Source organism: Xanthomonas hortorum pv. cynarae, assembly GCF_002939985.1.
Lineage (GTDB): Bacteria > Pseudomonadota > Gammaproteobacteria > Xanthomonadales > Xanthomonadaceae > Xanthomonas > Xanthomonas hortorum_D.
This window is the reverse complement of the sequence record NZ_MDFM01000015.1, coordinates 1-17,984: the sequence shown is the minus strand read 5'-3', so window position 1 is coordinate 17,984 and position 17,984 is coordinate 1. Positions and strand designations below refer to the sequence as shown.

Here is a 17,984-nt window from a genome sequence, read left to right as displayed (position 1 = left end):
AAACTGAGGCGCTACTCAAAATTGGGGGGACGTCGCACCTGCAACAAATAGCGCAGCGAGGCCAGCCGGTCCAGCACGCGCGAGGCGCCATGCCCGGAAATGGCACATTCCACCTCGATTGCCACGGCTTCGTGGGTGGCGTCGTCGACGATCACCAGGCACTTGATGACCTGGGCCGGGCGCAGGAGCGGGTGCCGCTTGCCCGTTGGCACCTGCTTGCGCTGCGCCACCTGACCTGCAGGTGCTGCACCTGATACAGCCGCTCCACGCGCTTGTAGCTGGTCAGGTATCCCTCTTGGCGCAGCTTGAGATAGATCGTCCCCTACGCCATAGCGCTTTTGCCGATGTACCAAGGCCAAGATGCGCTCGCTCAATTCAACATTGCGATCCTCGCGCAATCTCCATGGTTTGAGGAATTTCGCTACTCACAGCCGGGAGAGGCGTCGCTGTTTCCGATCGCGCTAAGGCTCTACCAACAACGTCAATGTGGAACCGAGCCGCAGGCCATGTGAAGCTGTGGAGACTCTCTAAGGAGAGCCATCACGATTACTCATGAAGATTCCGAAATGGCCCTAGAAGCAAACCAACCGGAACCGGCCAAGAGCCTTCCATTCCAATTCTGCCCCATCGCCCCGAGCGAGACAGCCACGCTGAGTGAACTGGTCAAACACCTGGATACGGAAGTTCAGAAGGTCAGTGCAGAACCTGTTACCTCAAGGACGCTCAAGCGGACTCTGGATTTTCTGCAGAAGTCTATTGGCGTCTGCATAGCTGGCAACAACGAGCCGCTGCAGATGTCGACCCTTAAGACTATCCGGCTCCTCTTCCTAACCGATCTGGGCAGCGACAGGAACCTTTTCCGTCTCCTGACGCCCCCTGAAGCGGACGATGAAGCCACCATGGAGTTCAGCACCGCCACCACCATTCCGCGCGACCAGGAAGCATCCAAGCTCATCCAGGGCTTGACTGCCAACCTGGCTTTGGAGATCGAGCCCGTGCGTGTTCAGATGCTCTCAAGGCTACTAGGAGATCGAGAGGCTCACTCCTTAGCGGAGAAGCTTCTTCTGCACGTCGAACGCACGAATGATGAGGTGTCAGCAACCCTTCGCGAGGGTCTTTTCGGCGACGATACGTTGCTTGCGCTGGCGTTTGGTCACATGGCCAAGCTGATGGATCAGTTCCGCGTTCAACAAAAGGAGGAACTCAATACGCCGGCGAATGAGGCCATGTACACCTATCTTCTAACGCTACCTTTTAGGCACTTCATCCAGCACTACCCCAAGCACCTTGAGCACACCCGCATCCAGCTGGACATCGGTGACATTCGGAACGACGCAGAGCACTTCTGCCGTCTAGCCAGCGGTGATTCCCAATGGCACCACGGCCCATCCAACCGCGTGTTCTCAGTCAACACGTTTCACCATCTACTTTTGGAATGCCCGGATCAGATGTGTGATCTGGTTAGTAAGGCGACCAGCACTGCTACGACTATAAAGCAGCTAAGGGGACATGAGGATCGCGCCAAGAGACTGCTTATTTCATACGAGTACCGCTCATTCGATTGCAATGATCCGGACGCGGCCATGCTGACTGTGTATGACATAGTCGCTGCTTTCTCTTCGTTCCGCTATCAGCAAGCGGATGGGCAAGAATACAAACCTTACTGGCATGGCCAAACCGATCAAGGCAAGAGCCCGCAGCGCTTGTTCGATAAGGGGATGCATCCCAAAGATCCCCATCAGCACCAGGGCGTGGCGCAGATATACCTCAACAGGTTCTACGAGTACCAGGCAGCATTCAACGGGACGACCAGGAGTTATCGTGCACGGCTGCAGTACCAGACAGCCAGGCTCCAAGCGTACCAATCGGCACTTGAGCTCAAGGACATCGCCGCCATCTCAATGGCATTGACGACACTTAACTTCTACTGCGTCGGCGCTGCCAAGGACTACGTGATAGAGCACCTCACCATGAATCGATAAATTTCTACGCCATCAGTTCTATGTATATGGATACCGGCAAATTCCATCGTCAGAGAGCCGTACAGGAGTTCCGATAGGCGAATCTCCAGTGACATCTGGTTAGAGGTGAGGAACCAGTACGGGGTGCGTTAACACGCGCACTTACCGTTTCTAATCGAGTGATCAAAATAATGATGGAACCCGCTTTCGAAGCAGCCGACAACAGATCTCTTGTCGGCTTTTTACTTCTATATAGAGAAAGGGTGAAACACTGATGGCAAGCTTCCATTACAGCATCAAGAGCGGCAAGAAGGGGTCGGCACGCAGGCACGGTGCGTACATTGATCGCGAGGGCGCACATAGCAAGCGCGAAGATCTAATCCACTCCGGTCACGGCAATCTCCCTACCTGGGCAGAGGATGATCCCAGGGCCTTCTGGAGCATGGCCGATAGATACGAACGATCCAACGCCGCAGCGTATCGCGAACATGAGATTGCGTTACCTAACGAGCTGTCCAAGGACCAGCTAATCGAACTCGCGGAACGGCTAGCACGCAATGTGGCAGGCGTTAAGCCATATCAGTACGCAATTCACGCCCCAGCCGGTTCGATTGGCGGCATCGAGAACCCGCATGTGCACCTGATGTGCTCTGATCGCGTCCCAGATGGAATCGAACGGACTCCGGATCGAACTTTCGCGCGCTACAACCCGAAGAACCCAGCCAGTGGCGGATGCCGGAAGGACAGCGGCGGCAAGAGTCCGATAGAACTGCGGCAGCAGGTCAGCGCGCGACGTAAGCTGGTAGCCGACGCTCAGAATCAGATGCTGGCTGAGTGTGGGCATAGCACGCGGGTTGATCACCGCAGCCTCAGAGACCGGGGCATTGAACGGCCCGCCGAACGGCATCTGGGCCCACGCCTGATCAAGGATATGGCAGACGCCGAAAAGCAGCAGTTCACGGACCACCGTACCGGCCACAGCACCAAAGCCTAGGCCATACGCTAAAAGGCAGAGGCGATTCTGCGACAAAATCGCAGAATCGCCTGGGTTCTGGCCGAGGATCTAGGGGAAAACGCCCTCGTCAGCGACGAGGGCATTGAACGGGACACCAGCTACAGCATCATGCTGGGTTGGTCGAAGAAATGGTTCATGAGCTGCAGATAGGTCTTCCGGTCCCGAGGACCGATCACTACGTTCACCGCCCTGCGCATTTCGAGCAAGCTCAGGGCGTCGTTGAGCCGTCCGCGGTCGCGTACCGGACCACTGCGGAGGATCCGATTCTTGGGTACATAGGTGTCAGAGGACGGACCACCCCATATCCGGGAATGCAGGTACTCAGCGAGGGCCTGGGCATCGACCAAGTCTTGTGGTGCGGTCGATGCCGGCGAGAACATGTACTTATACTCGTCCACATGCCAGCGAACGATCTCGAAGGCACGGTTGACGGTATCCAAGGTGATCTGTCCGAGCTCCCCTCCGAAGTAGTGAATTGAGGCGGCCAAACGAGCCATGATCTCCATCACCTTGGCTGCAAAATCATTGATGTCGCTGAAGTACTCACCTTCGCGCAACATCCTTTCGGTCTCGTCCGACAGATCCAGCCACCTTTCCTTCGCGTCACGGCTGAATTCAATCGTTTCGCGCTTGATTTCGCCCGATTCCATCTCCGTCCGGTAGCGTTCCAGCAGCTGCCGGATGCGTGCGTGGAAGATCGGCAGAGCCTCCCAGACGGCTTCATCCCCGTTTACACGGCGGTAACCCATGGTCGACTGCGGCCAGCCCACCAGATAGCGCGCCCAGTGACCGCTGCCCTTTGCCACCGAGCCGCGGCTGTCCAAGAACGCCTTGAGGGGGGCGTACTGGGTCATGATGCTCACGGACACTCGTGGGTTCATGGCCACCAGACTTTCGCGGTCGGCCCGGTCCCGGAGCAGCACTTCGGGCGAATCCCACAGACGGTTCAGCAGCCCCATATGGGTCATCGCCTCACTTTTGAACAGCAGATGGCCTTCATCGGTGGTGATCGCGATCGACTCGCCATCGCCTTCCAAGGCCTCCATCACGGCTTTGGCGGTGATGTCCTGCCGCAGGAAGTAGCGTAACTTGGGCTGCTGTGGTCGGCGCCGGGCGTGTTCCATCAGCTGGGCATCCAGCTCGTCAGATTCCAAGCCCTTGCTCACCGCCCGACTGATAGCGCTGCGCAAGCCCTTCGACTTGGCTTCCCACGAGCCGAGCTCGGCCTTGAACTGCTCGCTCTTCGCTTTGTGAGCAGCCATCGCCATGGCATCCGCGTCGCGGAACGGTTCGAGGAGCAGTGAAGACACCGTGGACTTGCGCTCACCCGATTCCGCCACGATGAGCAGGTTCTGGGAGACTGGACGGACCTGCCCGGTCGGCATCTTGACGTCAATCAGGCCCTGACATGCCATCGTGATCGCATTGATCAGCCCCATGCCGATCATCGCGTCCGGTGCCTGGACGTTGCGGACCAGCTCGTGACCAGCTTCACGAGCAACCACGAGGAAGGCATCGAGCGGGTAGCGGGGCGGCGTGCGCTGCATTGAGATCGCCATTATTCCACCTCCTGTTCGGCCGCAGCAGTTACGGGAATCTGCTGGCCACAGTTCTCACACACCAGCTGGTGACCAGCTTCGCGATGGCGCTCACGCTCCGCATTCAACAGCTTGCGGAACTGAGCCAAAGTCAGGCCGTGCTTGTACGCAGCGTTAAAGTGGTTCATCGCCACGCGCTTGCGCATCTTCTGAACGAGGTTACGCTCCAACGCCGGATATGCGTCACGGAAGTCGATTTCGATCTTGCTCTTGCCGCCCGTCAACTCCCTAGCTAGAGCCAGCTCGAGTGCCTCCAAGGGGCTACGAGAACCTGACAACGCTTCGATGTATGCGCTCATGGTCAGTTGCTCTCCAAGCCGGTACGCACCTTGTTGGTACGGTCCTGCAACCAGGCGATGGCTTCATGCGTCCAATAGAACTGGGGCGAGTTCTTACTATCGTAGAGCGGGACGCCTTTCGGGAAGTTCGGATCGGTCTTCTTCAGCAGATAGCCTTGGCTGCGGCCGATGGACATGATCTTGATCATTTCCTTGAACCGCAGAGTTGGGCGCCCTACCAAGCCGTCCGGGATCGGGAAGTGCGCCGTCGCGTGAGCGGAGCATTTGATGTCGTCCAGCATCGGGGCCGGAGTGGCTGCGTTGAAGTTCATGTGGATTCCTTAGGATTTGAGTTGCGATGGAAGGAATCCGGCCGGAATCCTGGCTGGCGGTGACCAGCTCGGGTGCATTTGAGCCGATGGCGGCGCGAAAGCCCATGCTCAAAAAATCAACGTTTTGGATTTGGGCGCTGCAGATGCCTATAGCTGGGGCGCAAAGACGCAAGTACGACTATGAATCAGACACTTAGCATCACAAACCCGACTCACTGGTCATCCACTTCGCCCCCAATCGCAGCGCGATTGAATGAGATTCCCCGGCCGTGCATTAGCGATTGAGCCGGTTCGATTCGGGTTGACCGAGCACTGAGGCCAGGCCAGATCAGTACACTTTTGAATGGTTCCGAACGGTTGCCATGGCCTGGCAGCACTCTCCCGCTATTCGACGATCTTGAATGGTCTTTGCCGAATCGATGCACCCGACCCCGGAGCTGGCGCAGTTGCCGACCAGTCACCGCGCTTTCCGCAAGGCTAGGCCCGACGAGGACGCGCGCCACCTGCATACATGCATCCAGCGCAGTCGCCCACTGCCGTGGAGGCCGAAGCAGCTGAGGCAAACCTGCCGCCCCTGCGCTTCCGCGCCGCCCTGCGTTGGCTTGAACAAAAAAAAAGCAGGTCGAAGTCCGAGGCGAGGAATCTTGCCGCATGGTCTGGGTGCTGGCGCCGTACTTGTCCCTACTGCACCGCAGCCCAGGCGCGCTGTAAGGCCCAAGAGAAAACCGCCGGCCATGACGCCAGAGGAGGAGCTTTCGCTCCACCTCTAGATGACTCAGCATCTGCAGGTTGACGCGTGAGTTCGGAGCGCTGCTACGACTGCACCTGCAGCAGCTTCCCACCGTGAAGGACGTACCGCCCCTCATGCTCTATCGACGGGCAGCAATCCGGATCATCCGGCCCCTGCATCAGCAACTTCACGCGGATTTTCCCGTCGACGATGCTCAGATCCTGTGCAACGGCCCCAAAGCCTGCAGCTGGGGTTGTGTCAATCAGACCCAGCTGTCCACCGTCGGCACGCTGGAACACCGCGAGGTACGTGCTGCTGCCGTTCCCGCCACCCTCGCCTTCCAGGGTGTACAGCACGGCGACCTCAGCCTTGCCTTCGCCGGTCAGATCACCCTCCGCTGACTTTCTGGCATCCCGATACTCCATGCCACCCTCGGACCTCTTCACTTCCCCTGCAAGCGCGGTATCGATAACCTCCGCATCTGGGACAACTGGCGTTGACACTTCCGACGCTGCGGCCTTCTCGCTTCCGACTTGAACAGGCTTGGCTCCCTTGTCGCACGTGATGGTCTCAGCCTCGGATCGCTTGATGCCGGCCAGGACCTCACAACCTGCAAGGTTGATATCGCCGGCTTTCGTCACCTCATCTGCTTTGCCACATCCCGTTACGGCTAGCGCGGCTAGCAGGATCATCGTGGACCGGTAAATCTGCTTCATCTTCATTTCCTTATCGCTTCCTGCACTGTTGTGCGGCATTGGCCAATTGATCGATGAAGTCCGGGGGCGAAGAACCCTCGGACTGACTTGCAACAATTCCTTCTTCCCCGTAATGCGCCTGCAGTTTGTCGAAAGCGCATTCGCAGACAGACTTGTTCCCTCCACTGCTGGCACAGCTGCCGATGAATTCGCTGCGTGCCTTGTCCGCCTTGCTGCTGCATGCTCCAAGCATCAGCAACGCCGCCAGAGCGGCCGCAATCTTCGCGACATCTCGTGCCATGACTAGGCCCTCCTTTGCACAAGGACCAATATGCCGCCTATTACGACAAGCCAAATCGACCCGCTCAGAAGCTCTCCGAACGACGGGAACACAATTGCTGGGCAGACCAACGCGCGCTGAGTCTCTGCGTGGAATTGGTTAATGAGACAGGTTGCACGCGGATCAAACCCTAACGAGCAGCAAGCGGGCGCAACCGGGTTTGAGAGATTTGTGGTACAGGCTAAGCCGCATGAGATCCCGGCCGTCTACCTGCTGGCCCAAGTACCGAATATGGCCGCTACCATCTCGGTCTTCGCATAAAACTCCGCGGCAGCGAATACCGTCTTAGCTTTGGCATGGATCAAGCCGCCTTTATAGCCAGCGTGGTAGAGATCCTGAAGAGGGCGAACGCTAACCCAGCACTACTGGATCGATTACGCGCTGGTGTAATTGAAAAGCAAGTTGTAGCTCGCCTCGGTTGGCCCTCCTTGGCCGTTTTCGAGATCCTCTCGTGGAGCACTTCCAGCTGGCCGCGCGGCCATCAGTAATACGGTGCTGTTGGTGACAAAAATTAGTCCAGTACCCGCACCCCCGCCAATTCCAAGGCACGCTTGCACTGCGGGGGCAGCAGCCGGTAAGCAGCTGATGGCTCTGGGTTGCCACCTGGAGGGTTGGGCGCGAACAGCCGCCAGGCGATGCTAAAAAATCGGGCCGAGCATCGATTTTTCATAGGAAAGGAGCGTCTGAGAGTCGCCTTGGTCCGTTTCCACCCTGTAGCGGAAGCTGCGTCCGCGGCCTGGCTGGTAGTCGTAAGTGATGCTGGCTTCGCATTCGTAGACGTCTGTGTCCTTGTCATAACTCAGGACGCGGATTTTGGATATCTCGTAGTTGTCCGGGATTTTTCGGAAGGCCTCAACGTTAAACATGTCCATGTACTTCTTGGCTTCCGCGCTGTTCTCGTACCACGTCACGCGCTTCTCCACCGCTTTGACGATCACGTCGTGGATCAGGTCCATGGTCTTGCCATCACCACAGTCAGGCGTGCCACCGACACAACCTGACAAAAGAACAGACACCAGCACCATGCTGGCTGAGACGATTCCCTTCATTTGATTCCCCTGTGTTTGTTAGGTGACCGAGTTGGACATAGGGCAATTGGGCTAGCCCAGACATCGCCGAATGCTAATCTTAGTATGTCGAATAGTAGTATTCAAACCCAGACCATCTTGCGATGGCTCGGGCAGCTCACGAAACTCGGTTGGTCACCGTCTTTGCTGGCAACGTCCGGCGATTGAGGAAGGAGCGCGGGCTGTCGCAGGAAGACCTTGCCGAGGCAGCCGGCGTCCACAGGACCTACATCGGCATGCTCGAGCGCGGCGAGAAGAATGTGACGATCTACAACATCGAGCGCATTGCACTGGCGCTTCGGGTTCGCCCCGGGTCACTTCTCGACTGACGGCAATTCTGTGGCCGGCCCTTCAGGGCTCGGCCACTGAACACGTGGGACAAGACGAGTCGATGTCCGGCCTTGGCCGGGCGCGTTGTGCCGAGACCGGCCCCAGAGCGGATGTCAGCCCTACACCCATCCCCGGGTAGCCATCGAGACCGCTTGGTGGGCTGTGACCACGAAATGGTCCAGCAGCCGGATCTCCACCAGCTGCAAAACGGTCTTCAACTGGACCGTGACAGCCCGATCGGCTGCTGAAGGCTCAGTATGGCCGCTCGGGTGGTTGTGAGCCACGATGACTGCCGCGGCGTTCAAGGCCAGCGCGCGCTGGACGACGATGCGCGGGTGCACCTCCGCGCCCTCCACGGACCCGGAGAATAAGCGCTCTACCCCGATGAGCCGGTGCTGGTTATCGAGAAACGCAACCTCGAAGTGCTCCCGTATCTCACCACCCAACCGCAGCCGGAAAAAGGCGCCGCACTTGGAGACGTCACCTAGTCTTGGCCCTGGTTCGCTGGCTCGCTGTTCGAGGATGCGTAGGGCGCGCGCGACGATCTTGTCATCCCGTGCGTGGATGACTTCCTGTGATGGTGCAGGCCCGCCATCAGACGGCGCACATGTGCGTGTCCCGGCCTGCATCACGCCACCATCCCCGTTACCTCTTCCCACGCGCGCTGCTTGATCTTGGCCCCCTGCCCAAACCAGGCCGCATCCCGGCGATGGTCGTCACTTCGAGCACGTCGATGATGATCAACGTGCTCTGTGATGGCGTTGAGCAGACCCCAAGCCGTTGCTCGGCTGGAAGCAAGCTTGGATCCTTGCCCATCGCCCTCATACAGCGCGCGCACTTTAGCCACCGCCTGTTCGTTGACCACCTGCGCCGCATTGGGAGTGGCGTAGGTCAACACACGGCGCAGCAGAGCATCAGCAGCGTCTGGATCTACTGGGGATTCGCACAGTGCTTTCATTCGGTCTACGAAACCGACCCAGGCTGAAACCGTAATGCCGAGCTGGCGCTTCACGAGGTCCGGGTCGAAGTGGCTTCGGTGCGGCACCTTGATGGCGCCACCGCTGTCTCCCAAGGCAACCGCCAGGGTGTTGTTGCAGACCACCCTGATAGAAGTGAATTGAGCTGTTGTGGCCAGCGTCCCATCACAGGCAGTGGCCAGGAGAAGATAGCCGTCCACTCTGTCCCTCCCCCGAAGCACGGTGCTCTGACCTGTCCTGGCCAATGCCCAAAACTTACGTCCTTCCTTCAGGACGCCGGCCGTCTCCAGCTCGAATCCGTTGTTCGCCGTCAAGTCCCGGTAGAACTCCAGGATCTCCCCTGGCTGGACGACTTGGAAGCGCTTCGAAACCACTGCCAGAGGCGCTTTGGTATCAGAGCGATAGAGAACCTTGTTCCCAGGAAACGCATTGATGGCTCCAATGTTCTGACTGCCAGTGATGTATCGAACCTCCGACTCCTCGATCTTCCAATCCATCCCAGCCTGTTGCTTCCATGTCTCGATAGGCTGCTGTCGAGCGAGCTGATTACCCAGCCCATGCCAGGGCTTATTGCCAACATAGGCCATTGATTCAAGCAAGTGCATTGTCGATTCCTAATAGTTGAGGCCATAAATGCACAAGGCCCGGACGAGCCGGGCCTTGTGAGAGGTAACGTTGGTTGTGCCGATCAGTGATCGAAGAAATCACTGCAGTTAGGGCAAGTCGCCGCCACGGTGCATTTGACGATGCCCGCCATGACGGCGGTGGCCACCACCATGATGCAGTAGATCAATTCGACCTTGCTCTTCGTCATTACGTGCATCCTAAGCTGGCACTGCAATGCGGAGCGCCGGACGCGAAGCGGGGTATATCCCGCCTCACATAGGTGATATGGGTTTTAAATAATCTTTAGGCGTTTTTTCCTATCTTTTCGATCTTGCACGGGGAGACACATCACCGCAGCGTGTTGGGCTTGCAGCCGGCGCAGGCGCAAGATGCTTCTAACTCTGGAAGCCTTTAGAGTCCTAGTGCGCAGAAGGTGGCAACAGGCAAACGGTGGCCGTCAGCGGACATCGCTTACGCCGAGGGCTCCTATCGAATGAAACCGGAACGAGAGGGACTAGGACAACCGCCAAAAACGTTAGCGCCCCACCGAGCGAATGCGGTCTACAGGTATCACTGCGCAGCTGGTGTTGTGCGCAGGTTGACCGCTCTGTATTGCCTCTGATTGCCGTAGCGCGGCCCATTTTTTTCGAAGGTGGCGCAGAGCCGGCCTTCCCCACAGGGAGCTAGGTCGGCACGCGACACGCGATCCATGTAGTCGATGGCGGCTCGAAGCTGTGCGAGCTCGGTTCGCTTTTCGTTGATGATGCCAACCGAGTAAGCCACCGTACCCAGGCCCAAAACGCCCGCCACAAGCATGGTGGCGGATGCCATGCCCATGCGTCGCGTAATCCGTGTTTCCAAGGATTGCTGTGCCTGCGTGTAACGTCGAGTAGCTTGCTGCAACGTCTCGTCCGCATGCGCCATCTCTTTGTTGAACCGCTTGGCGGCCGGCTCCAGGGTCTGCGACAGCGCCTGATTGGTCAATTGCGTCAGCCGCGGTAGTGCATTCTCCAGCACTCGATTGACCTTGTAGTCGGCGCTACCCACTGCGCTTTGCAGTACCTGGAGTTGTTCGACGATGAGATCGCGCAGGTTGTGTTCGCGCTGTTGCATGGACGACACCAGCGTCGTCAACACCTTGATGGTCTGCTGCAACGAGGCGTTCGAGGCGTTCAATGTCACCAGCATTTCCGCCATTGCAGAAGCGTCTTGCTTGTCCATGAGGTGTCCTAAGCTCAGCGGGTCATGGAAGCGATTTTGACTAACCGCCGCCCCCACCACCACCTCCTCCACCACCTCCTCCACCGCCGTCCCCACCGCCGCCGTCACCTTGAGGCCCGTTCTGCATCGGCCCCTTGGCGAACTCCGGCAAGGTCATCACCATCACCGGACCACGGCTGGTGTTGACCTCGGCCGCGACATCCATCCCCAGTGCCTGCCGCGTGGCGACGTGCTCTTGCGCTTCCTGCATGGCCTGCGCTTCCAGGAAGTCGTTGCCTCTTTTGATCAGCGCCTGGGTTGCTGCGCTGTTGGCTACCCGAGTCAAGGCTTGCTCAATCGCCAGCTCGTTCTTGCTTTCCAGTGCATAGAGCACTTCGTCCACGTCAGGGTCACCGGTGATGGATTTCCGTTCGGTCTGCGACGATTCGTTTGGCGCATCCCCCACCCCTCGCCTGGTGGAGCGCTGAGCTAGAGGTGAGAAGGCATCGGTTTGCTCAGCAGCTTCACTGGGCGAGCGGCGACTTGGTTGGTGCGCGCTGAATGCATCAATGCTTCCACTCTCCTGGTCTCGCGCGCCGTCGCGAGCGAAGGGATAGGATTCTCCGCGCTCGCGATACTCCCTCCATTCCTTGTGGAAGCGTTCGTCTTCCCGATCCGCCGCCTCAATCTCCTGTTGCAGTTGACGCAGCGAGCGCATGGTCTCTTCCAGGAATAGTGCGCCGCCCGGGTCTGCGGCGCTGCGATCCTGCGCCGGGGTTGATGGCGTCTGTTGGTTTTCTGCGTCAGCAGACCCGACGGACATCCGAGTGTCGGCACTACTTGCCAATGACTGCTCACGCGCTTGCGCGAGGTGTTCTGGGGGCAGCACCGGCGCACCATGATCACCGAGCAAGGCGTTTGAAGGACGGGGCTGCACTGTCTCCGCATGTCGCTCAGGAGTGGAAGACCCCGTGGACTGCGATGCAATCAATGGTTCTGCTGCCGCATGCGTTGTGTGGGACATGCCGCGAACCGAATCTGCCTCCTGCTCACGCGCCACGTCTTGCTGACGGACCGATGCTTGCTCCATCTCTCCTTGCTGCGTTTGCACCTGGTGATGCAGTGCTGGCGACACCGCATCGGCCTCTGCGTTTTGAAAAGGTTGGTTGTCCGACTCCGGGCCTTTTGAAGGAAACACTTGGAGGCGCGCGGTGTCGAGACTCTCCACTGCCTGAATCTCCAGCGCGCGCTCCGCATCTTGTGCTTGGCGTGGCTGCGCGTCACCCAGACCAGGCGTTTGCTTCAATAGCTCATGGGCGCCAGGAGCCAAGTGTTCGCCGGCCTGTTGGTTCTGTGTTTCTCCCCGAGGGCGCGCATCCTCGTGCTGCGACCCAGGCCATGGCGTTTGTGGAGCCAACGTGGCATCTGGTGCATGCGGCTGAGGGTCCAGTTGCTGCGAGGCATGCTGGCGTTGGTCTTGCTGCTGCGCTTGCTGAGCCTGAGCTTCCTGGACCTCAACTTGCTTGGCTTCTGGAGCCTGTCGATCTTGCTGCTGCTCCCGCTGTTGGTTGTCCTGAGCTTGACGCTCTTGCTCCTGACGTTGCTGGATCTCCCTTATCTCACGCTCTTGTAGATCGCGTTGCTGGCTGGTCTGCGCTTGGCACTCCTGCACTTGGCGTTCTTCTAGCTCACGTTGCTGCTCTGCTTGGCGTTGACCTTCCAACACCGCATGCGCCTGGACCGCTTGTTCGCTTTGTGACCTATCTTCGCGCTCAGGCTGTGCCTGCTGGAGGTGCTCGCGCACCTGCGCGGCATGCTGCTCTTGCGCGAGGCGATCTTGCTGTTCGCGTTCTTGCCGCGCCTGCGCCGCAACAGAGGCCTGCATGCGGGCCTGGATGTCGAGCACTTGCTGCGGATTGGAAGAATCAGAGGTCGAGGTATCTGTATCTCCAGCAGCTTCGGGCACCCGTGCAAGGGTTGCCGATTCCTGTCGGTGCCCCCGTGCATCACTCAACGCCTGGCGGATGTCTTCGCTGCTGGTAATCGCCACCACGCGAGCGACACCATCACTGCCGCTTTGCAGGTGCGCGATGGGGCTGTCATAGCCGTATTGCCCCGATTCGTTGCGCTGCAGCTGCTGCATCGTCGGCCCGGTGATGCCGTTGGTCTCCATGGTTCGCTGCGCGGCCAGCACCACGGCCTGCTGGGTGTCCAGATTGACGTTCAAATCGACGCCTGCGGCCCGGTAACGGTGCAGCAGCTCGTTGTGCTCCAACTGCGCCGCCGTGGGCAAGGGAAGCGCCTGGATGGCCGCCAAGGCTTCGTGGGAGCGATCTATTGAGGGCTGCCGCAGTTGGTCGGTCAGTTCCAGCTCCACCGCCAGATTGCCGCTGGCGACGCCACCCTTGTTGGCCCACTGGCCTGACTCAGTGCGCTGGTAGAGCCGAGCATCTGAGCCCAGCACCGCGCCTGACTTGGCCTGGGCTGCTTGGACGGCCGCCGGCACCTCCACTCCATAGGACTGGGCCCGCTGTGCGGCATGGTTCCCCAAATAGGCGGCCGCGATGGCTTCTCGCCCGGTGGCGATGTTGCTTTCGATGCGCCCAAGGGCTTCTTGGTTAAGCTGTTGCGCGCGTTCCAGGGGAGCGGTTTGATGTTCGTAGCTGCCCCGGTCGTTGGCACCGGACACAGCGGTCTTGACTTGGCGTTCCCATGCCTGGCTCTCGGGATTGCGCCGCCAGCTCTGGTTATCCAATCCGATTTGGTCGCTTGCTTGAGCCGGGAGGTTGAACGGGTCCTGGGGCGGTGGCGCCTTGCCCAGCGCCAGCTCCACCGACTTGGCGTTGGCTAGCGCACCCAGCTCCTGCGATTTCTCATAGCTGGCGACCACGGGCTGCTCATCGGACGTGCGGCGGCCATTTTGGACAAGGTCAATGGCCGCTTCGCGCTGCCAATTGCGACCGTTGAACTGCCAGTCCACGCCCGCCTTGTCGGTCTGGTGGTAGATGGCACGGTTGTCAAATAGGTCGGCGCCCTTGTCGAACGCCTTGCTCATCAACAGCGCGTCACCGACGACCAAGGCCGCAGGCACGAAGCCACTGCCGCCCAGCGCCGCCGCGGTGGACGCACCACCGGCCCAGCCACCGGCATTGCGCGCCAAGGCATGGGTGACCTCAGACTGTGCGGCGGTGACGTTGCCTTGTTCCAGCAGCTCGGCCGAACGGCGGGCAGTTATCACTGCATCGGCGCCGGTGGCCAGCAAGCCGCCCGAACGCACCAGAGTGCTTGCTGATGCTTCGCCCAATAGCAGTTCCACGGATATGCCACCGCGCTGGCCTCGGGGGACGCGCAGGTTGTGTGCGGCCTCCTCGCCCAGGGTCTGCTCAACCTTGAGAATGCCCTGCTCTGAAAAGAGTACGCGCCCATCGTGGTGCGCATTGGAAAGGGCGAGCGACAACCCGCTGCGCTGAAGTTGGATGTCGCCGCCCCGGATGATCGCGCTGTTGCTGACCTGGATTTGGTTGAGCGTGGTGACGATGCGCGACTCAGAGTGCGCGACGGCACCCCAGCCATGGTCCACCCCAGTGAAGCCCTTCAGGGCTTCAATTTGTTGGGCATGGTTTTGATAGTAGGCCGGGACATCGCGAAAGAACTCCCGGACCCGCTGGCTTGTTTGCGCGGGGATTTCGCCAACCGGCGTGTTGGTGTTCAAATCCCCATTGATAAGCCCGACCTTGACCGTATCGCGTAGCTGTTCAACGCGCTTGGCAACTCGATCCATCGCCGCCGTGTCGCCTTCCAGGGCCGCCTGGCCATCTCGAGATGCTTCGATGTCGTCCAGGCGCCGGATCATTCCACTTTGGTATTCAGCCAACGGGCCACCGCTATGCGGCGTCACGCCCATTGCTTGCGCAAGCTGGGGGCTTGCCGGGAGAAACAAGCGATTTTCGGCGGCGTGAATGTCGAATCTTCCGACGACCTGGAGCCGGGAAAGCAGTTCGCTGTTCTTCAGCGTCTGCTGTTCGATGTTGTGATGGTCCTGAAAAAGCGTCCGATAGTTGGACATGAATAGGCTCCTTCCTTGCTGCCTTGTATTCGCGGCTTAGCAGTTCACGACGTCGTCAAACCAAAGCCCATTAGACTCGCTCGGCGTGACAATGCCTGCCGCGTCTACAGCATCCTTGAACGTCCGGTCGCAGTAGACAAAGCCGTTGAAGGGCAGCCTAAAGACGTGCGCCGGGCCCAGCACATCTTGCTTGAAAGCCAATCGCACATCGCCGGTCAGGTCGTAATACTTTCCCGCCTCGTAATCGTCGCTGAGCACGATGTTCAGCTGAGAGGCCTCCTCATCCAGGGCATCCACCATTCGGACCACATCGCAGAGGAAGACGGTTGCCCCCTGGGAGCCGTCGGCAAGGCGATAGTCGGTCTCGGCAAACGCGAACGCACCAGGGTCTACCGCTTCCATCACCTGACGGAGTCGGTCGGACACCAGCCAATAGCCACTCAATCCGCCTTCGAGGTCTTGTGGCGGAACGCCTTCATTGGGATCGTAGACCAGGCGCGGAACTTCTCTCAGTGGCGGGAAGCCACGAGTCTTAGGGCGCAAGATCAAGCGCGGCGGCGTCAGCAGAGCCTTCTCGTTCTCGAAAACCACACCGTGGCCCTTTCCGCCCCTGCGCGCATCCGGCTGCAGAATAAAGAAGTCCCCTGCCCTTGGCTGATTGGTCGTCGTTGTTTCCATGCGTTATTTCCTACCCATCTTGGCACTGCATGCTCGTCCGGAGGAGCTTACCTGCTTTGGTGCTGGCTAGACATGGACCGCCCCCGCGCCTTTATGACTGGGACATCAACGCTTTTCCGGTTGCCATCCTGCTTCCAATGCTTGCCTGGAAGTGCAGAACATCCGCTCCCCACGTGCTGGAGTAATGGAGATGCGTTCATAGTCGCGCTGCCCAGGCATGTGGAAAATCTTTTTCCCCTTGCTGGAGATGTTTCCTTTTACCTTGCAGCCAGAGGTGACAAGGGGGGCGATGTGTGGGCTGTGGCTTTAAGGAACCTCTGAGCAACGCACCGCAGATACGCGACACTAACCGCTCACGCCGAGGAGTGACCCATCCAACTGATGTTCGGTGACGCGGAGGGCCTGGGCAAGCGCAAGCGAACACGCCGCTAGATCTTCCCGGCCGAATGGTAGCGCCCGCTGATGCACAAGGGCTGCACAGCCACCAAAGGACAAGCAGCGACCAAGCTGCGGGGCCGACTGAAGGATTAGTGCAAGGCTACGTCCAGACCTTCGATTCGTGTAGCGGCATCAATGTCGAATTCTGCAGCTGACGATTCTGCAAAATGACAATCCAGACCGATGTCTGGGCAAAGGTGTCTTAAGGACAGAGGTGGGGCGCACTCATTTGAAGGCCGAGGGCCGACTCTGGCACATGCATATGCTGTCTAGTTAAATCGCCCGGCCACCTGAGTATGGAGGCACCAGAATGATCACACGTTCGCGGCGAGCCGGCACATAGAGCTTATCTCGCTAGACCACATTGGCTCGGCTTGGCGGTGTATCCGGCCTCGGCAGCTCCCCGCTCACCCGCTTTTGGCCGTATTGGATCCGAATGGACCTCAGAATTCATCGCAAGCCAGTTCATCAAGTTTGCGGGCATGCCTGCCATATCCTGGGAACGACGATTAGCGATGTCAGAAGCTTCAAGTTCAATCTTCAGAGCCTTCTGTATCTTCGTAGGATCACACCTGAGCCAAGCTGTCTGCGCCGTCCGCAGAAGGCCATCAAAATCGGCGAAACGGCCGCACTTCACCACCCCATATTTACCAGGAAGATCTGTCCTTTGGATAGTCGATGGCAACCTCCAACGGCTAAGCTCAAGCGCCTCTAGGCATCGGTGAACGCGACTCGACTGAGCTGCGTGCAGCTCTACGAAAGCAAAGTGCCGTTCGCCTGGATCAGACACCGCTTCGACAGCCATCAGTGAAGCAACAAACACCGTAGTCTCATTAACCAACTTGCGACGTTCATTCAAATGTACCCGTTCAAATCCGTGCCTACGTGAGAAACACTCTGGCCAAGATGTAATCTCAGTATCCTGAAGAAGGCCTGCCGCTTCTCTAATAGCGTTAAGAGCCTTCGATATGTCTCGCTGGAAGGATGCATCAATACGGCGAAATCTCGCCTCCGCGCGCCTCCGATCTAGTGCGGCCTGGTGGACGCGCTTCTGCAATATGTGCAGGTCAGCATCTGTAATCTCAATGCGGAGCATCGTTGCAAAGTCACGCAGCTTGGCTGCCGCCGTCATCTGGGTGCCGAGCTTCGGCGCTAAAGAGGACTCCACTCGCCGTAGATAGCGCTCAATATCCATGACACTTCCGCCAGCAGCGAGGAACTGCATGAAAGCAACCTGGCCGCGCAATGGGAAGGTGGGGGTAGTCACTGAAAGTGCTCGAATGCGGTGCAAGGTGGGATCTTCATTGATGTCCATTTAATATATTAACTCACCGAGCTCCCTGAGCCAAAGGGAGGCGAGCAATAACGGCGTGGGAATTTTTCGGTGATTCCCATAGTTGCATCAGAGTGAGTGATTGTCGTCTGCTATTCTTTCACTTCGTTCATTTTTTTGGGGTGGGGATTGTGCGTAGCTATCAGGGTGTAGTCCTGTTCGTTGACATGCTCGGCTTCAGTGCATTGACAAGGGGTAAGCTGGAGCTTAAGGCGGAACAGTTGGCGCCGTGGAATGTGGATCCACAAGGCGATTTCCCTAGAGCGTGTTATGAACTTTGCCCTTGTCACGATAACGTATACGGATGAAGCCTCGTAAGCCATATCCAACCGATATCTCC

18 protein-coding genes and 1 pseudogene are annotated in these 17,984 nt (G+C 58.7%); 3 read left to right on the top strand and 16 right to left on the bottom strand.

Translation table 11 applies throughout. From position 1 onward, the window contains the following. Nucleotides 1-20 precede the first annotated feature (20 nt). A pseudogene (locus XcyCFBP4188_RS23200) lies at nucleotides 21-395 on the bottom strand (IS3 family transposase); the annotation flags it as partial. Between the two features lie 171 nt (nucleotides 396-566). Here XcyCFBP4188_RS23200 and XcyCFBP4188_RS11960 point away from each other — a divergent pair. Further along, nucleotides 567-1,982: a hypothetical protein gene (locus XcyCFBP4188_RS11960; RefSeq protein ID WP_104592182.1), complete on the top strand. Its 1,416-nt coding sequence runs from the start codon at nucleotides 567-569 to the stop codon at nucleotides 1,980-1,982. Between the two features lie 253 nt (nucleotides 1,983-2,235). Continuing rightward, the gene (locus XcyCFBP4188_RS11955; protein ID WP_104592181.1) at nucleotides 2,236-2,955 is read left to right on the top strand and encodes a MobA/MobL family protein; all 720 of its coding nucleotides are present in this window, start codon (nucleotides 2,236-2,238) and stop codon (nucleotides 2,953-2,955) included. 119 nt (nucleotides 2,956-3,074) lie between these two features. Here XcyCFBP4188_RS11955 and XcyCFBP4188_RS11950 read toward each other — a convergent pair whose 3' ends face one another. The 6 genes from XcyCFBP4188_RS11950 to XcyCFBP4188_RS11925 all read right to left on the bottom strand — a co-directional run bounded on the left by XcyCFBP4188_RS11950 (nucleotide 3,075) and on the right by XcyCFBP4188_RS11925 (nucleotide 7,998). After that, nucleotides 3,075-4,535: a YfjI family protein gene (locus XcyCFBP4188_RS11950; protein ID WP_104592180.1), complete on the bottom strand. Its 1,461-nt coding sequence runs from the start codon at nucleotides 4,533-4,535 to the stop codon at nucleotides 3,075-3,077. Then, nucleotides 4,535-4,873, bottom strand: a complete 339-nt coding sequence (locus tag XcyCFBP4188_RS11945) for an FKBP-type peptidyl-prolyl cis-trans isomerase (RefSeq protein ID WP_104592179.1) — start codon at nucleotides 4,871-4,873, stop codon at nucleotides 4,535-4,537. The genes XcyCFBP4188_RS11950 and XcyCFBP4188_RS11945 overlap by 1 nt, the downstream gene beginning before the upstream one ends. A 2-nt stretch (nucleotides 4,874-4,875) precedes the next feature. Then, a complete protein-coding gene (locus tag XcyCFBP4188_RS11940; protein WP_104592178.1) occupies nucleotides 4,876-5,184 on the bottom strand; it encodes a hypothetical protein in 309 nt (102 codons plus the stop codon). Between the two features lie 813 nt (nucleotides 5,185-5,997). Next, entirely contained in the window at nucleotides 5,998-6,636 is a 639-nt protein-coding gene (locus XcyCFBP4188_RS11935) for a hypothetical protein (protein WP_104592177.1), read from the bottom strand. A 4-nt stretch (nucleotides 6,637-6,640) separates the two neighbouring features. Continuing rightward, nucleotides 6,641-6,910, bottom strand: coding sequence for a hypothetical protein (locus XcyCFBP4188_RS11930; RefSeq protein WP_104592176.1), 270 nt, complete (start codon nucleotides 6,908-6,910; stop codon nucleotides 6,641-6,643). A 677-nt stretch (nucleotides 6,911-7,587) separates the two neighbouring features. Continuing rightward, nucleotides 7,588-7,998, bottom strand: coding sequence for a hypothetical protein (locus XcyCFBP4188_RS11925; protein ID WP_104592175.1), 411 nt, complete (start codon nucleotides 7,996-7,998; stop codon nucleotides 7,588-7,590). 149 nt (nucleotides 7,999-8,147) lie between these two features. On the opposite strand from XcyCFBP4188_RS11925, the gene XcyCFBP4188_RS11920 reads away from it, so the two are divergent. Beyond that, complete coding sequence (locus XcyCFBP4188_RS11920) at nucleotides 8,148-8,345, top strand: helix-turn-helix domain-containing protein (RefSeq protein ID WP_228318198.1); 198 nt, start codon at nucleotides 8,148-8,150, stop codon at nucleotides 8,343-8,345. Nucleotides 8,346-8,465: 120 nt separating this feature from the next. On the opposite strand, the gene XcyCFBP4188_RS23420 is transcribed toward XcyCFBP4188_RS11920, so the two are convergent. The 9 genes from XcyCFBP4188_RS23420 to XcyCFBP4188_RS23280 form a co-directional block, all read right to left on the bottom strand. Further along, complete coding sequence (locus XcyCFBP4188_RS23420) at nucleotides 8,466-8,975, bottom strand: JAB domain-containing protein (protein WP_104592174.1); 510 nt, start codon at nucleotides 8,973-8,975, stop codon at nucleotides 8,466-8,468. Further along, entirely contained in the window at nucleotides 8,975-9,928 is a 954-nt protein-coding gene (locus XcyCFBP4188_RS11910; RefSeq protein WP_104592173.1) for a DUF932 domain-containing protein, read from the bottom strand. The genes XcyCFBP4188_RS23420 and XcyCFBP4188_RS11910 overlap by 1 nt, the downstream gene beginning before the upstream one ends. 83 nt (nucleotides 9,929-10,011) lie before the next feature. Next, the gene (locus XcyCFBP4188_RS23580) at nucleotides 10,012-10,137 is read right to left on the bottom strand and encodes a hypothetical protein (protein ID WP_267929391.1); all 126 of its coding nucleotides are present in this window, start codon (nucleotides 10,135-10,137) and stop codon (nucleotides 10,012-10,014) included. Between the two features lie 362 nt (nucleotides 10,138-10,499). Then, complete coding sequence (locus XcyCFBP4188_RS11905) at nucleotides 10,500-11,150, bottom strand: hypothetical protein (RefSeq protein ID WP_104592172.1); 651 nt, start codon at nucleotides 11,148-11,150, stop codon at nucleotides 10,500-10,502. Nucleotides 11,151-11,190: 40 nt separating this feature from the next. Continuing rightward, nucleotides 11,191-15,195, bottom strand: coding sequence for a hypothetical protein (locus XcyCFBP4188_RS22595; RefSeq protein ID WP_146094051.1), 4,005 nt, complete (start codon nucleotides 15,193-15,195; stop codon nucleotides 11,191-11,193). Between the two features lie 36 nt (nucleotides 15,196-15,231). Next, entirely contained in the window at nucleotides 15,232-15,873 is a 642-nt protein-coding gene (locus XcyCFBP4188_RS11870) for a DUF1629 domain-containing protein (protein WP_104592165.1), read from the bottom strand. Nucleotides 15,874-15,978: 105 nt separating this feature from the next. Beyond that, nucleotides 15,979-16,122: a hypothetical protein gene (locus XcyCFBP4188_RS23830; protein ID WP_487403396.1), complete on the bottom strand. Its 144-nt coding sequence runs from the start codon at nucleotides 16,120-16,122 to the stop codon at nucleotides 15,979-15,981. A 535-nt stretch (nucleotides 16,123-16,657) separates the two neighbouring features. Then, a complete protein-coding gene (locus tag XcyCFBP4188_RS11860; RefSeq protein ID WP_146094050.1) occupies nucleotides 16,658-17,626 on the bottom strand; it encodes a hypothetical protein in 969 nt (322 codons plus the stop codon). Nucleotides 17,627-17,736: 110 nt separating this feature from the next. Continuing rightward, nucleotides 17,737-17,984, bottom strand: a 248-nt coding sequence (locus XcyCFBP4188_RS23280; RefSeq protein WP_218972684.1) for a hypothetical protein, incomplete at its 5' end; no start/stop codon positions are given.